Origin of the sequence: Bacillus sp. SJ-10, from assembly GCF_002843505.1 — a bacterium.
In the GTDB taxonomy this organism is placed as follows: Bacteria; Bacillota; Bacilli; order Bacillales; family Bacillaceae; genus Bacillus; species Bacillus velezensis.
Genome location: NZ_CP025258.1, coordinates 762,085 through 778,238 on the forward strand (window position 1 = coordinate 762,085; position 16,154 = coordinate 778,238).

At 41.7% G+C, this 16,154-nt stretch carries 11 protein-coding genes, 1 pseudogene and 1 riboswitch; of the genes and pseudogenes, 8 read left to right on the plus strand and 4 right to left on the minus strand.

Going from position 1 to position 16,154, the window contains the following annotated elements; genetic code table 11:
• Window positions 1-56: 56 nt before the first annotated feature.
• Both CXL14_RS03965 and CXL14_RS03970 read right to left on the minus strand, forming a co-directional pair.
• Window positions 57-362, minus strand: coding sequence for a nucleotide pyrophosphohydrolase (locus tag CXL14_RS03965; protein ID WP_032868087.1), 306 nt, complete (start codon window positions 360-362; stop codon window positions 57-59).
• Complete coding sequence (locus CXL14_RS03970; RefSeq protein WP_032868085.1) at window positions 359-2,005, minus strand: DUF2075 domain-containing protein; 1,647 nt, start codon at window positions 2,003-2,005, stop codon at window positions 359-361. The genes CXL14_RS03965 and CXL14_RS03970 overlap by 4 nt, the downstream gene beginning before the upstream one ends.
• Before the next feature lie 188 nt (window positions 2,006-2,193).
• Between CXL14_RS03970 and CXL14_RS03975 the strand changes: the two genes are divergently transcribed.
• Window positions 2,194-5,223, plus strand: coding sequence for a DEAD/DEAH box helicase (locus CXL14_RS03975; RefSeq protein WP_101287681.1), 3,030 nt, complete (start codon window positions 2,194-2,196; stop codon window positions 5,221-5,223).
• A gap of 95 nt (window positions 5,224-5,318) precedes the next feature.
• On the opposite strand, the pseudogene CXL14_RS03980 reads toward CXL14_RS03975, so the two are convergent.
• Window positions 5,319-5,647: pseudogene (locus tag CXL14_RS03980) on the minus strand (fructose-bisphosphatase class III); the annotation flags it as partial.
• A 235-nt stretch (window positions 5,648-5,882) separates the two neighbouring features.
• Here CXL14_RS03980 and CXL14_RS03985 point away from each other — a divergent pair.
• The 6 genes from CXL14_RS03985 (at window position 5,883) to CXL14_RS04010 (ending at window position 12,224) form a co-directional block, all read left to right on the plus strand.
• Complete coding sequence (locus CXL14_RS03985; protein ID WP_101287683.1) at window positions 5,883-6,899, plus strand: FUSC family protein; 1,017 nt, start codon at window positions 5,883-5,885, stop codon at window positions 6,897-6,899.
• 69 nt (window positions 6,900-6,968) lie between these two features.
• The gene (locus CXL14_RS03990) at window positions 6,969-7,985 is read left to right on the plus strand and encodes an XdhC family protein (protein WP_101287685.1); all 1,017 of its coding nucleotides are present in this window, start codon (window positions 6,969-6,971) and stop codon (window positions 7,983-7,985) included.
• On the plus strand, window positions 7,982-8,602 hold the full coding sequence (locus CXL14_RS03995; protein ID WP_101287687.1) for an NTP transferase domain-containing protein: 621 nt from the start codon (window positions 7,982-7,984) through the stop codon (window positions 8,600-8,602). Before CXL14_RS03990 ends, CXL14_RS03995 begins: the two co-directional genes overlap by 4 nt.
• A 5-nt stretch (window positions 8,603-8,607) precedes the next feature.
• The gene (locus tag CXL14_RS04000; RefSeq protein ID WP_101287689.1) at window positions 8,608-10,938 is read left to right on the plus strand and encodes a xanthine dehydrogenase family protein molybdopterin-binding subunit; all 2,331 of its coding nucleotides are present in this window, start codon (window positions 8,608-8,610) and stop codon (window positions 10,936-10,938) included.
• Entirely contained in the window at window positions 10,925-11,767 is an 843-nt protein-coding gene (locus CXL14_RS04005) for an FAD binding domain-containing protein (protein WP_101287691.1), read from the plus strand. The genes CXL14_RS04000 and CXL14_RS04005 overlap by 14 nt, the downstream gene beginning before the upstream one ends.
• Complete coding sequence (locus CXL14_RS04010; RefSeq protein WP_101287693.1) at window positions 11,760-12,224, plus strand: (2Fe-2S)-binding protein; 465 nt, start codon at window positions 11,760-11,762, stop codon at window positions 12,222-12,224. Before CXL14_RS04005 ends, CXL14_RS04010 begins: the two co-directional genes overlap by 8 nt.
• A 53-nt stretch (window positions 12,225-12,277) precedes the next feature.
• Here the strand turns inward: CXL14_RS04010 and fbp are convergent, their stop codons facing one another.
• The gene (gene fbp / locus CXL14_RS04015) at window positions 12,278-14,203 is read right to left on the minus strand and encodes a fructose-1,6-bisphosphatase (RefSeq protein ID WP_014419314.1); all 1,926 of its coding nucleotides are present in this window, start codon (window positions 14,201-14,203) and stop codon (window positions 12,278-12,280) included.
• Window positions 14,204-14,501: 298 nt separating this feature from the next.
• Window positions 14,502-14,582, plus strand: a riboswitch (glycine riboswitch).
• Window positions 14,583-14,727: 145 nt separating this feature from the next.
• On the opposite strand from fbp, the gene CXL14_RS04020 reads away from it, so the two are divergent.
• Window positions 14,728-16,074, plus strand: a complete 1,347-nt coding sequence (locus CXL14_RS04020; protein ID WP_014419313.1) for an amino acid permease — start codon at window positions 14,728-14,730, stop codon at window positions 16,072-16,074.
• The last annotated feature ends 80 nt before the right edge of the window (window positions 16,075-16,154 follow it).

Genomic DNA, 16,154 nt, shown 5'->3' on the forward strand with positions numbered 1-16,154 from the left:
ATGCACTTTTATTTTTGGAGGAGTGAGGATTGCTTTAATTATTGTAAGAAATATAATTACCCTTGAACCGGATACTTCCGACCATTCTTCACAACCTTCTCCTCAATAATCTCCTTCACATCCATATTAAGATCTGAACAAAGCATCAGCGAATAGATAAGAACATCGGCAATTTCTTCACGAATGTTTTCCTCGTTTGCTTTGAGTGCTTCTTCGCTGCTTTTCCATTGGAAGTCTTCTAACAGCTCAGCTGCTTCAATTGAAATGGAGATGGCAAGATCCTTTGGGTTGTGGTATCGTCTCCAGTTGCGTGCGTCTCTAAATTCATTAATCGTGTTAATTAAGTTTTTGATTTCGCTCATTTTTTTCTGCTCCTTTTTAACTCTAGCAATCTATTTCTTAATTTAATATCCGTTGCGTATATGTAAAGACCGTTGATGCCTCGTTTCATGAGGACGTTGATAGAGTTTAGAATAATTTCTTCCTTTATTCTCCTGATTTTATCAACAGACATGTCATCTCGTGAGGTGAATGCGCCTGTATCTTTATATTTTGAGGTGTCAATGAAAAGTTCATCCTTTTCCTTATCATAGCTGACTGAAGGCCCTAGAATGACGCCAACATAATTTAGATCAAAGCCTTGAACAGTATAGATGGAACCGACCTCTTTAATTGAATCTGCATGTTCTGCCCAAGTCCATTTGTCATTTGTAGAATTCCATGGCATGTTAATGCCTTCCTCATCAACCATATAAGTAGCACCATCTTTTTTATGAATATAATCAAAGGTCGAGACAATACGTGATAGACCTACCTCATTATTCTTTTTCTCAATTGCAGCTTTAAAATCGGCCTGGTCTTCAAAGATTTTGAGCTGGAAGGTATCCTTATTTTCTTGCGGCAGAGGGAGCAATTGTTTTGAGACAAAGTGGTTAATCCACTTTAGTGTGTCTGGATTTGCATTCATTCTCATTTGCTCCGTGAGCTTTACGGTTTTTGCATGATAATGATTGGTGATCTCTTCAAGCAATCTTTCATTCCAATAGCTTTTAATTTTTAACACTTGCTTAGGATCGAAGATGACAATAGTGATTCTACTGCGTTTGATGATTTCCTCTAACTGATTTTGGTAGTGGAAGTTATTGTATCTATCCTCTTTCGTTAAAAGCAGATGAGCCTCATCTACTAATACAATATCAGCTGTTTCCCCTGCTTTTGACATTTGATTTATAAAGGAGGTCGGTTTCATTAAGTTTTTTTTCTTTAGATTTGGTAAGCTGTTTGCGATGCTTTTATACGTCTTCAGCATTTCACCATGGTTCACAAGTAAGTAATTGTTCTTGTTTTTTAAATGTGAACTTTCATCTTTAGATAAATCCTGAATCGTGTTAAACAGCGAGCTCAGTAAGACACTTTTCCCTGTTCCGGCATCTCCTTCTATAGAAATGACATGGTTACCTGGTTTGTCAATATGCACCTTGCAAAAATCAAGAATTTCATTTTTGATCTCTACCTGCTGGGGAGAGAGCTCTTTATACGGAGATAGTTTGTAAATGTCTTTATTTCTGAGGTTTTCAAGAGTGTCACTGACAATGTTCTCTTTCCGAAGCTGATCCCATATCTCCTCAAAAAGCTGTTCGTTATAAAAATTCTTTTGATAATAATGATGCATTTCTCTCGATCTAGTTTGACTAACGTTTTGCAATTGATAGTGATTTTCAGCAATAAAGTAATTAATAAGATTTGTCTCAATATTGTAGGATGCGGACTGGTGAAATCTCTCATGACCAATGAAAATGGTCTGCGTTAAACTTTTTCGCTTCTTGTCTCTCAAATGATTTTTCAATCGTCGTGTGGCCTGTACAGTCTGCCCAATATATGCAGTCGGTTTCTTTTTTTCGTTATAAAGAATGTATACAACCGGTTTGTTATCTAATTGAGTTTCCTTTAAGGCGAGGATTTGTTCTGTATTAAAATCTTTTTTTAAAAAAACAAGTTCACTCATATGACTACCCCTGTATGTCTTTTTACTCCATCGTATCATAAATTGACAAGGTAATCTTAGAGTAAAAGTAAGATGTAGTATTTATTCAATATATATTCAATTGTGTCGAAAAAAGAGAAGAGAGAATGGTTCCATTTGGATCAATAAAGAATAATAACCGATTGACGTTGACAAAATAGGAGGGAATTATGGGAAAGATTGATGTAAATTCTGTATTAAAGGCATGGCACTTAGTTGAGGCTCTATCACCAAGCGTAGTTAATGGTATAGGAGATGAATTGGGCAGAAACTATTTTTTAGATGGTCAACAACGAAAGAAAACAGAACAAGTTCTTTTTTCTGAAAGGCCTTGGGAGAGGCATCATTTAAAGGATTCTGATAAAAAATTTATTCAATTTCGTTACTATTTAGGTTGCTTTGAGCAACATAAACTTGTTAGTTATCTACGTGATCTATTCCGAAATAATGAAGAAATGATAAATAGAGACCAGAAAATGCTATTTAGCGTGTCTTTTTTAGTTGACCAAACAGGCAATTATGTAAAGGATTCTGTTTTTGTTCCTGTACTTATGTATGTGATGAAATTAATAACCGAACATCTTGAAGTAACATATGATGATTTAATGATTACATTTCGAGATCAATTGAAGCTATTTGAGGAACAGGTTGATGTTATTTTTGTGAATGGAGTAACAGAGAAAGCCCTTAAGAAAGTACTAGAAGTTTACGAGCGTTATTTTTTACGAATAGATAACCTGGCACTTCACTATTTTGAGAAAGAAATTTTAAAGGTTGGACAAGAGGGAGGGGTAAATAATTTTCATAGTTTTTTCTTAGATGACTTGAGTGACATCATCACGCAAGGAGAAAATGAAACACTACGGAAATTTATTGAAGGGGTCGATAATAGAACGAACATTGATGAAAATAGAGTTGTAATTGAAGATGTTTTGCAACCTAAAAATGTACCTAACGGCAGGTGGCCGTCCCCTGTAGAACATAGATTATCCTTAATGCAGCAAGTAGCTGTAAATCAAATTATAAATAACAATCAAAAGATAAGTTCTGTGAATGGCCCACCAGGAACAGGAAAAACGACACTGTTAAAAGATATTTTTGCAAATCTTATGGTTGAAAAAGCAGAAAAAATGGCGTGTTTTAAACATCCTGAAAAAGCTTTGAAAAAGGTGAAGAAACTAGATTTAGATGGCTATCCATATACTATTTATGAAATAAATGAATCTATTAATCAGTATTCTATGGTAGTGGCTTCAAGTAATAATGGTGCGGTTGAAAATATTTCAAACGACCTTCCAAAAAAAGAGGAAATAATACGAAAAGTTACGGATAAAAGTGAATTTTCTTCTTATGAAGAAGCATATGCATTAGAAGCAGAGGAATTATCATTGTATCCCTTTGCTGCAAAAGCTCTTCTCAAAGAAAATACAGATACTTGGGGTTTATTTTCGGCATCTTTAGGAAAGTCAGGGAATATATCGCATTATTTTAAAAAACTTTATTATAGAAATAATGACGAGTGTGAACTGTCATTCATTGAACAATTGGAACAGGAATATAAAAAAATAAGCTTGAAAGATTGGAAAGATGCTGTAGCAGATTTCCGACAAACATTGAAGTCAGTAAAAAAGAAAAAAGCAGAGCTGCAATCTTTATGTGAAAATTTTGCGAAAATTAGAGAGGTAGATAATCAGCTATTGTTGTTAGAGGTAGAAAAGGAAAAGTCGGTGTTAAAGACAGATCATTATAAACAGAAGAAGCAGCTATTAGAGCAAGAAATTTACGCGTTATCACTATCTAAACCAACCTTTTTTCAAAGAATTTTTCACAAAAAGAGAGATAAAAGATTACAGCTAGAGGGTCAATTGAAGGAACTAACTATGAAAATAAAAATTGAAGAGAAAGAATTGAGTCTCTTGCAAAAGAGATCAAATCAAATGAGGTTAGAGTTAAACAGCTTTTGGGATTCTATCAACAATAAATACAATAAACAGGGATTAGTGATACCCGATGATCATTATTGGAGTGATACTCAAAGTACATACGAATATAGGCAATTAAATACTCCCTGGCTAACAGATGAATTGAATTTTGAAAGAGGACTTCTTTTTTTGAAGGGTATGAAGATTCACAAAATGTTTTTGATATTTAATTATAACGCGATAAAATCAAGTCTGCGTTTGTTAAATTATCGAAGTAAGTTAGATTTAAATCAGACTGAGCATAGAACGTGTTTACAACATATGTGGGGAGTAATTCATTTAATCACACCAGTAATCAGTACAACCTTTGCCAGTGTTCGAACAATGTATAAAGGAATTGGACGCGATTTTATTCGTTACTTGTTTATTGATGAAGCGGGGCAGGCTACTCCACAACAAGCGGCAGGTGCATTATGGAGGTCTCAAAAAGCTATCGTTGTTGGTGATCCAATCCAGATAGAACCGGTTGTTACCATTGATCGAACAATATTAGGAGATATAAAAAAATATTATGGTATTGAAGATAGGTTTATTGAAATAGGGAGTTCTGTACAATCACTGGCGGATATGGCGAATCCATTTGGAATGTATAGCAGTAAAGGACAGTGGGTAGGCGCTCCTTTATGGGTTCACAGGAGATGCTTAGATCCGATGTTTACAATCTCCAATCAAATTGCTTATGATAATAAAATGGTTTTAGCTGTAAAGAAAAAAGGGAGAAGCGGATGGTTTGACTGTAAGGGAGTAGCGACTAATAAACAGTTTGTAAAAGAACAGGCAGATTTAGTAGCGGAGGAAATTTATTCTGAATGGAAAAATGCATCAAATGCTCCTGATATATATGTTATCACTCCTTTTACAGCAGTAAAAGATGGCCTCAAAAAAACGATTAAAAAGCGGTTGGCAGAATTGGGCGTACCAAAGAAAATGGTGAATGATTGGACTCGCAGTTCAATAGGAACTATTCATACTTTTCAAGGAAAGGAAGCCGACACTGTTTATTTTGTAGTGGGGACGGATCAAAATAGTGATGGAGCGGCAAATTGGTCGTGCTCAAAGCCTAATTTAATTAATGTTGCAGTTACACGTGCAAAAAAAGAGTTTTATATTGTTGGGGATTATGATCGTTTATCAAAAAAACAAAATTATAAATCGATTGCCGAGAATGTAGACGGAATCATAAGGTCTGATCGCAATATGAATACTTTTCATGTTTGATAGTGAGCCTCTCAAACTTTATTTGAGAGGTTTTTGATGATTTGTAATCGATTGTAAAACAGAGCCCGGAGAATAATCTCTGGACCCCACAGCCCTCACTTCATATACCGATACTCCTGCAACCTCTCCAAAATAACCATTTCCTTCAGCAGTTTCTCACCCACATTCGTTCCCTTAACTTCTTCCGCTCCTGCTTTTTGTCAACTAATCTTTTCATTGTTAATAAGACGTCAGTCTCGATGCTCAGAACTTCTGCCTTTGAGTCAAAGTGTTTATAGGCGACGAACTGCATGCCATAGGAGTTGTACAGTAGCGTGTAGCTAGCAATGCCTGTTGTGGATTGACAGGCTTTGGAGAAGCCGCCGTCGATGACGATCATTTTTCCGTTTGCCTTGATCGGATTTTCTCCTTTGCTTTCTTTTAATTGACTACATTTCTCCGCTAGCCAAAACTTCACCTCACGTTTCTTAAAGCGCATTTACTGCAACGAGTCCTCAATAATGCATCGTTTCCCAATGCTTCCCCAACCCCAAAAAAAGAAGCCGTCATTCAAGAATCCCCCTCTGAATCACAGCTTCTTCCGCTTTTTCCCTACAACAGTATAAATCCCTTTGCGAAACGGAAACCTAGTGGAAAAGGTTTCTGAAAGGAGGGGGCGTATGATGAAAAGTGAAAAAATTCAAAACAAAACATCTTTGGTTTGGAAGATGGCGATTGCATCTGCTATTGCTTGGGAAGCGGCAAAACTGGCGGGCTCTGATCACCCCTATTTAGCGCCGCTGTCTGTTATCTTATGTTTGCAGCCAACGATAGATCAGTCGATTCGCTTTTCTTTTCATCGTATTGCGGGAACTGCGATTGGGATCATGTTAACGTCCTATCTTGTCAGTCACTTGCCAATGAATGGCTGGATGCTGGGGCTGTTGCTATTAGGCGGAACCTATATTGCCAAGTGGTTGCGAATAGATGTAACGGTTTTACATCAGGCAGCGCTCACCATTTTGTTGGTCTTTACGTTTGAACGAAACTCTAAAGATTATGCATTCGACCGAATCATCGATACGGTGATCGGCGTCATCATCGCCATTCTGGTTCACATGTTCCTTTTTCCGCCGGACTACACAAAAAAGGCAGCGGACTCTTTTCAAACATTGGCTCGTCAGCTTTCCGGCACACTTTCAGACCTCTCCAAATGGGTGCAATCAGAGTGGGGACAAGGAAAAGGGAACCTTATGGAATATAAAATGAACCATCTTCTGCGGGAGCTGCATACGGCAAAAGAGATGCTGCAAACAGCCTCTGACAGCTTAAAATTCAACCCCGTCAGAAAAAAACATAAAAACATCATTTCAAGCTATCAAATAGAGATGCAAAAGTTGAGCGCCGGATTTGAGTATCTATCAAATATAGTGAAAACGTTAAAAGAATGGGAAAAAGAAGGAGCTTTATCTTCAAGTGACAAAAGGGAGCTGGGGAATGATTTACAAGTGTTAAGTGAATACTTTGCGGGTTTTAAAGGCATACAGCAGGGTGAAACAGACAATTGGAAACAGAAGGAACAGGACATGTTATTGGAATCTCTCCGCTCCGACATGCTGTCGCACCCGCCGCCCGGTCATAAGGTCTATAAAGACTCTTTTTTTTTAGAAACGAAGAAATTGCTGAAGCGTTTGTAATGTTTTCCGGAAATAAAGAATACGGATATACAGATGCAGATATGATCAGGTAAAAGCGGGGGACATGAGATGGATGATATACACCGGATTTTGGATGTCATCGCCAATTCTAAGAAAGCTAAGGTACTGGCTACCATCATTAAAACAGAGGGGTCCGCTTATAAGAAAGAAGGGGCTTCGATGCTGATTTTAGGGGATAAAACAAGAGTCGGAATGTTATCCGCCGGTTGTCTGGAAGAAGATCTCGTTGAACGGGCAGAACAGGTCTGGGCTGCAGGACAGCCGTTGATTGTCCGCTTTGATATGAGCGCGGAAGACGATTTATCCTGGGGACAGGGCGTTGGCTGTAATGGTGTTTTGACGGTTTTACTTGAGCCTGTAAAAGGAGAATTGGAACGAAATCTGATGACAGTCAAGACATGCTTAGATGAAAAAAAGTCTGTGACCCGAGTGAAACGATTCACTGAAACGTTAGAGCCGAAGGAAGATCTGTATATAGCTGAAGACGGCAGCGTGTTTGGAACCGGGGATGTTATGGAACAAGGCCGTATTCAAAAACTGAGACAGATAGAAAAGGGAATCAAAAGGGATGAACATACATCTGATTTATTTTTTATCCATCAGATGGTGCCAAAACCTTGTTTATATGTCTTCGGAGCAGGGGAAGATGCGAAGCCGTTAGTTTCGTTGGCAGCCGGTACGGGTTTTCATGTGACGGTGATTGACTGGCGCCCCGCTTTATGTCATCACGGACATTTTCCTGAAGCCGGCCATTTGATTACAGGAGCACCGGAAGAAGTCATGGAAGGGCTGAGCATGACAAAAAGGGATTTTGTTGTCATTATGACGCACAGCTTTCAAAAAGATCAGATCATTTTACATACATTAAAAAACGAGAATGTGTTTTATAAAGGCGTTTTAGGCCCCAGAAGGCGCACGGAGCGGCTATTAGGCGGAGCGGAGATTCCGGAAGATATTCATTCCCCTATCGGACTTCCCATCGGGGCACAAGGACCTGAAGAGATTGCTGTAAGCATTGTCGGCGAGATGATTAAAGAAATGCGAAAACAAAGGTCCCGCTTATGAAAACAGCAGCCATTTACCTGGCAGCCGGTACAAGCAGACGCATGGGAACGGATAAGCGAAGTTTATTTCTCAATGGCGTCTCTCTGGGAAGTATAGCTCTTAAAAATGCCTTGTTATCTGAATTAGATCATATTTTCGTTATAACGAGAAAGGGAGATTCACTGCATTGGCTTTCGGATTTTTTCTTTTTAGATCCCATATCAAATAAGTGGAGTCAGGCAGAATGTGAGCAAGCGGATAAGGGCCAAGGCCATTCTATACAATGCGGTTTACAAAAAGCGGCAGAGTATGAGGCTGACGCCGTTATCATTCTCCTTGCAGATCAGCCGTTTGTCACCGCAGATATCATCAATACGTTAATTGATTCCTATCAAAAGGAGCGCCGTTATTCATTTATCGCCGCTGAAAATCAACATCTTCCTATGCCCCCCATTTTATTCTCCAATCAATGTTTTCCGGTATTGCATCAGTTAAAGGGAGATCAGGGCGCCCGGCATGTGATCCGTGAAAGTATGATCAAGACGGGAAAAATGATCAGCTTTCAAGACCCTTTGCTTTTTTATGACGTCGATACAGCTGAAGATTATACGCTGCTGCTGAATAAATTCGGGGAGTGAATGAGTTGGAGTATATCGGGAAGAGTGTCATTCGAAAAGAGGCCTTTGAAAAAGTGACGGGTAAAGCGAAATATACGGATGATTTTCAAGAAACAGGCACATTACACGCAAAAATGCTGACCAGTCCATATGCGCATGCCGATATTGTGTCTATGGAATTTTCAGAAGCTTGGAAGATTCCCGGCGTGAGAGCGATATTGGGGGATGAACCTTTTCCGCTTGCAGGTGAGGAAATTAAAGACAGATCGCCGATTGCTTATAAAAGGGTCAGATACCATGGTGAGCCGGTTGCTGTTGTTGTTGCGGAAAATCCGATCACAGCTAAAAAGGCAGCGGATGCCATCAAAGTATCCTATAAACCTCTTCCCGTCGTCAATTCCCCCCGTGAGGCCTTTCAAAAGGATGCGCCACTCGTCCATGAACATGCGGACCGCTATGAGAAGACAAAAGGTGTATTCCCGGTTCCGAAGACAAATATCGCAAACCTGGATAAAGTTAGAAAAGGAAATATTGAAGACGGGTTTAGGGAAAGTGATGTGACAGCAGAATTCCAGATTTCCTTTAACCCTTCTGATCACGCTGCGATGGAGACAAGATGCTCGATCGCTGAAATTCGCGCGGATGAGGAGATTATCATTACCACATCCTCTCAAGCTCCTTTTGCCATTAAAAAATTAATGCAGTGGTATTTTGGAATCGAACCCGGAAAGGTTATCGTCAAAACGCCTTTAGTAGGAGGAGCGTACGGGGGAAAAGCAGCCGTTCAGTTAGAGGTGATTGCCTATTTGGCATCAAAAGCGGTTGGAGGCCGGCCCGTCAAATTGTTTAATACGAGAGAAGAGGATATGATCACATCTCCCGTTCATATAGGGTTGGATGCCATTGTCAAATTAGGGGCTGCAAAGGATGGAATCTTAAAGGCGGCAGACATTCAGTTTTTATTTGATGGCGGAGCGTATTCTGATAAAGGAGTGGACATCAGCCGGGCTGCGGTGGTTGATTGTACGGGTCCGTACGCTATCGATCATATACGGTGTGATTCATATTGTATGTATACGAATCATCCATATCCAAGTGCATTCAGGGGCTACAGCCATGCTGAAGTGTTATTTGCCTTTGAGCGGACGATGGATGTATTGGCGGAAAAGCTGAACATGGACCCGTTAGAACTCCGCTATAAAAATGCCATTCGTCCCGGTGACACTACACCTACTCAAGTTCTTCTCAATTCAAGCACGGTCGGAAATGTGCCGAAATGCATTGAAAGATTGAAGGAATTAATGAATTGGGACGAGGGACAGCGAATTGAAATCGACGGCCGGAAGATACGGGCGAAGGGAATCAGCTGCATTTGGAAAACCTCAACATTTGATACAAATGCAACGTCCGGGGTGATTTTAACCTTTAATCCCGATGGAAGCATTAATTTGATGTCAGGGGTAGTGGAAATTGGAACAGGGACAAAAACGGTGCTAGCTCAAATCCTGGCGGAACGAATGAAAATGGATATAAGCAAAATTCATGTAAAAATGCTTATAGATACACAAACAACACCCGAGCATTGGAAAACCGTGGGGAGCAGAGGGACGTTAATGGCCGGAAATGCCGTACTGAATGCAGCGGAGGAAGCCATTCGAAAGCTTAAGGACGTGGCATCATGTGTGTTGCGGGTTCCTGTCGAGGAATTGGAAGTTGCCGACGGAAAGGTTTATTTTATAGATCATCCTTCTGTACATGTTGAAATAAAAGACATTGCTTACGGATATACATTTCCGAATGGAAATACCATTGGCGGCCAAATCATTGCGAGCGGCAATTACACATTAACCCGGATGACGAATTTAGACCGGGAAACGGGAAGAGGAAAGCCGGGACCCGAGTGGGCTGTCGGTGCTCAGGGAATTGAAGTTGAGTTGGATAAACGGGATTATACGTATCGAATTACAAAAGCCTATTCTGTTGTGGATATGGGAACTGTACTGAATGAAAAAGCGGCAAGGGGCCAAGTGATGGGGGCGATGAGTATGGGAATCGCATTTGGAGGAAGAGAAACCTTTGTCTTTGATTCATATGGCAGAGTATTAAATCCTCAGCTTAGAACATATCGCCCCCTTCACTATGGAGAGCAGCCTGAATATATCATTGAATTTGTTGAAACCCCGCATGTGATTGCGCCTTATGGAGCGCGCGGCGGCGGGGAACACGGACTGTTGGGGATGCCGGCAGCATTGGGAAATTGCCTTTCCGCCGCTTTAGGTGTCCAATTGAATCAACTTCCTCTCATTCCCGAACAATTATGGAGGACGCGAGAGGGGTGGAAAGATGATACCGTTTGATTTTGACTATTTTAAACCGAAGACCATTCAAGAAACAATCAATCTATTTCACTCGCTTGCGGCCGAAAAGAAAACACCAATGTATTATTCCGGCGGCACGGAAATTATCACGTTAGGAAGGCTGAATATCATCTATACGGATGCGGTGATAGATATGAACGCGCTTCCGGGGTTTCAAACCATCCGCTTTTATGAAAATGATCTGGTGATCGGAGCGGGCGTGTCATTAACGAAACTGGAGGAAGAAAATCCATTTCCGCTATTAAGTAAAACAGTCAGTGAAATAGCCGATCGGACGACTCGAAATAAGATCAGCCTGGGCGGAAACATTTGCGGGGGCATCTATTACCGTGAGGCCGTGCTGCCTTTGCTGATTTCTGATAGTTTGCTAGGGATTGCAGGGAGAGCGGGGATTCATTACCGTCCCATAAATAAAGTATTTAACAAGGAAATACAATTGCAAAAAGGAGATTTTTTATTTCATGTCGTTGTCGATCGAGCGTACGTTGACCTGCCATTTGTCAGTATCAAAAGAAGACAGCAGTGGAATGTCGGGTATCCATTGGTGACAGTCTGTGCGCTGAAAAAAGATGATGAGATCAGAATGGCCTTCAGCGGCGTATGTCCATTTCCGTTTCGTTCTGCTGAAATGGAGGCTGTGCTTAACGATAAAAGCCGATCAGCCGAAGAAAGAGTACGCAGGTCTTTACAATATGTACCCAAACCTGTTCTTGATGATGCAGAAGGCTCAAGTGAATACCGAATATTTGTCTTGCAACATACAATTTTAGATGCCTTACGGGAATTAGAAGGAGGTCCAAATGTCTGATCCTATTACGTTGAAAGTAAATGGCGAGGAAAGACAGATTACGGTCAGACCGGCTGATACTTTGTTATTTGCTCTTCGTCTTCGTCTCGGATTAACTGGTGCAAAGCCGGGCTGCTTAAATGGGGATTGCGGCGCCTGTACGGTATTAATGGACGGGGTGCCGATGAAATCTTGTTTAATGCTTGCGGCAGAAGGGGAAGGAAAGGACATTACGACAATTGAAGGACTGATCAATACGCCGATTCAAAAGGCCTTTATTGAAAAATTCGCGTTTCAATGCGGTTATTGCACACCGGGGTTTCTCATGAATTGTCATGCTTTAGTGAATACTGAGCCGAATGCAAGTGATGACACGATAAAAAATTGGCTGGAGTCCAATATTTGCAGATGTACGGGTTATAGGGAGATTGAAGAAGCGGTTAAATCCGTTTTACGTACAGGGAAAGGGACTCATTAGTCCGTAACCGTAAAAAAAAGAGCTCAGAGAATCATCTCTGAACTCCATATTCTTCACTTCATATACCGATACTCCCGCAGTTTCTCCAAAATCGCCACTTCTTTCATCAGTTCTTCACCGACGTTTGTTTCTTTCACTTTCTTCCGCTCCAGCTCTTTGTCGACTAATCGTTTCACTGTTAAGACGTCGGTTCCGGTGCTCAGCACTTCGGCCTTAGAGTTAAAGTGTTTATGGGCGACGAGCTGCATGCCGTAAGAGTTGTATAAGAGTGTGTAGCCGGCGATGCCTGTTGTGGATTGGTAGGCTTTGGAGAAGCCGCCGTCGATGACGATCATTTTTCCGTTTGCCTTGATCGGATCTTCGCCTTCGATTTCTTTTACCGGTGTATGGCCGTTGATGATATGGCCGTGATCCGGGTTGAGGCCGAATTCCTTCAGGATGTTTCGGCAGGCTGCTTCGTCTTCACGCAAATAGTAATACGGATTTTTCTTTTCTTTATGCGTTTCCTTCTCTTTAATGAAGTATCGCTCAAAGGTTGTCATGGCGCGTTTTCCGAAGAGGGAAGAGTATTCGCCTGTCCATAAGTACCACGTCATATCTGTCGCCAGATCATCGGTTTCTTCCGGATGGGCGAAGGCTTCTCGTAAGAACCGTTCAAATACATCGAGCAGCTCACGGCCCGCATAAGCTTTATCCTCTATCATCATCGTTTCCATGCTGCCGTTTTCATCGACGGGAATACAGCCGTGAATCAGCAGGTTGCCGTTATATTTTAAATAAAGGCTGCCTTTTTTCATCATAAAATTCATATGGCGGCCCAGCTTTTCGGAGTTCTGAACAGAGAACAGCAGCTTGTCCATGACTTCCGCTTCTTCTTCTAACAGCTCGTCAGGCTGTTTAGGATTCACCGTCGCAAAGCAGGTGTTTTCCAGTTGATATGTTTTTCCGTTCAGCGTGATTTCATTGCGGTCATAATCGATCTTTTCCAGTAACAGCCGTTCCTCCATATTAAAGTTCGGCCGTCTCTTAATAATCGGGCTCTCAAGCTTGAATTGGATCATCGCGATCGCCTGATGAATTTTTGTGATTTGTTTAATCTCATCTTCCGGTCTGTTTTCGTCCGCTTTCGGGCGGAAAGACGGGTTATCATCGTAATATTTTTCGGCAAGGTTCAATAGCGGTCTCAGATTGATGCCGTAAACGTCTTCAATAATATCCAGATTGTCATAGCGGGCACAGATGCGGATAATGTTTGCCAGGCATACTTTTGAGCCGGAATAAGCGCCTATCCAGAGAACATCGTGATTCCCCCATTGAATATCCACTGAATGATAGTTGATCAGCTCTTCCATGATTTTATCCGGCTGCGGTCCGCGGTCGTAAATATCGCCGACAACATGCAGATGGTCGACCACCAATCGCTGCGTGCTGTAGGCAAGGCCGGTGATCAGCTTATCGGCCTGGCCGAGCGCAATGATCTGTTCTATGATTTCGGAATAGTATTGTTCCTTGTTGGCGGCTTGTTCTGTTTTGTACAGAAGCTCTTCGGAAATATAAGCAAATTGGGCGGGCAGCGCTTTGCGCAATTTGGAGCGGGTGTACTTGGAAGAACAATAAGAAACGAGCTTAATCATCCGATGAATCGTTTCTTTATACCACTCGTTTAATGCCTCTTTCGTATCAAAGTCATGTTTGATCAGTTTCAGTTTGTCCTCAGGATAATAGACCAAAGCCGCCAGCTCATCAATTTCTCTATCGTAAATGACACCGCTGAAAATATCGCGGATCTTCTCTTTTACCCTTCCTGAACCGTTCCGCAGCACGTGCTGGAATGCCTGATACTCCCCGTGCAGATCACTGACGAAATGCTCGGTTCCTTTCGGCAGGTTCAGTATCGCTTTCAGATTAATGATTTCCGTGACCACTTTTTCTTCACAATCGTATTTTTGTGCGAGCAGATCTAAATATTTCGTTTCCAATCTCGTCCATCCCCTTTTTATTTACGAGCAATTGTATGATAAGGTGAATTTAAAGTATGACATAATGTTTACATTATTAGACCTTATATGATAGTACCGCATAACACCTTTTTGAGACAATGAAAACGGAAAATACGGCGCTTCAGGCATCGAAAATTGGACCGGGATAACGCCGTGAGCTCATCCCCCTATTGACAATGAATTCAACTTCCATTAAAATAAAAAGTTAGCTGATAGGTATTCCTATCAGAAACTCAATACGTAGCAGGCTATGATTGCTGTGGGTCGCACTACAGCAGGAGCGGCTTCTGGAGAGACCGCGGGTTTTCCGCGGCGCCGAAGGGTTCACAATCTCAGGCAAAAGGACAGAAGAGTACCGAATATGTATTTGTCATGCTGTTGATTGTCAGCGGCGCAAATATAATTTGATATTCTTATGACCATGAGATTGGAGGGCATCCAATCTCTTTTTTTATTGGCTTTTTTTGCTCGTCGTTCACTAGAGAGGTAAGGAGGAGTCAGATGTGGAGCAGCGAGAGCTAAAGAGGGACTTATCGAATCGGCACGTGCAGCTGATCGCCATTGGCGGTACGATCGGCACCGGATTGTTTTTAGGGTCCGGTAAGGCGATTCAGCTGGCGGGTCCTTCTATCATCTTTGCGTATTTTATTGTAGGTATTGCGCTTTTTTTCGTCATGCGGGCGCTGGGAGAACTGCTGTTATCTAAAGCGGGCTACCAATCATTAACGGATATTGCCGAGGCGTATTTAGGGCCGCGTGCAGCGTTTGTCACCGGCTGGACCTACTGGTTTTGCTGGATTATGACGGCTATGGCGGATGTGATCGCCGTCGGTGTGTATGTGAAATATTGGTTTGATATTCCGCAGTGGATTCCGGCACTTATCTGTTTGCTCATTTTATTAGGGCTTAATCTGTTAACGGTTAAGATTTTTGGAGAATTGGAGTTTTGGTTCGCCTTAATTAAGGTAGTCACGATTCTCGCGTTAATTGTCATCGGTGTGGTTCTGCTGGTGATTGGGTTCAAAACGCATACCGGAACGGTTTCAGCGGCGAATCTGTGGGAGCACGGCGGCTTGTTTCCGAACGGACTTTCAGGTTTTTTGCTTTCGTTCCAGATGGTGATCTTCGCCTATGTCGGTGTGGAATTAGTGGGTGTGTCGGCGGCGGAAACGTCAAATCCGAAAAAAAATATTCCGTCCGCTATCAATAAAATTCCTTTACGGATTTTATTTTTCTACGTCGGGGCATTGCTCATTCTTTTATGTATTAACCCGTGGATGCAGCTGAATGCGGCGGAAAGTCCTTTTGTGAAGACCTTCAGTCTGGTCGGCATCCCGTTAGCCGCGGGAATCATTAATTTTGTCGTATTAACGTCTGCTGCTTCTGCTTGTAACAGCGGGATGTTTTCAACAAGCCGGATTTTGTATAACTTAAGCAAAACGAAACAAGCGCCTGCAAGTTTTGCGAAGCTGAATAAAAATCATGTGCCGAGCCGCGCATTATGGATATCGGTTATTGTGCTGTCAGCCGGCGCTCTTTTAAGCAAATTGATACCGGAAGCGGCCTTTGGCATCGTGACAACCATCAGCGCGATTTGTTTCATTTGGGTGTGGGGCGTGATTCTTGTCTGTCATATCAGATACAGAAAAACCCGTCCGGACTTACATGCAAGCTCGTCTTTCAAGGCGCCGTTTGCGCCGTTTATCAATTACGCCGTGTTGGCGCTGTTTGCCGTCATTCTGGTGATTATGCTGTTTGCGGATGCAACGCGCCCGGCTTTGCTGCTGACGCCGCTGTGGTTTATTGGATTATTTCTTATCTATCGGGCGAGAGGGAGAAAGACAGATTGAATTGCTTCAGACGGTGTACTGCCATGCAGTACGCCGTTTTTTGTTTTGATTGGAAAGCGGGAATATTTGTTAGAAATCAG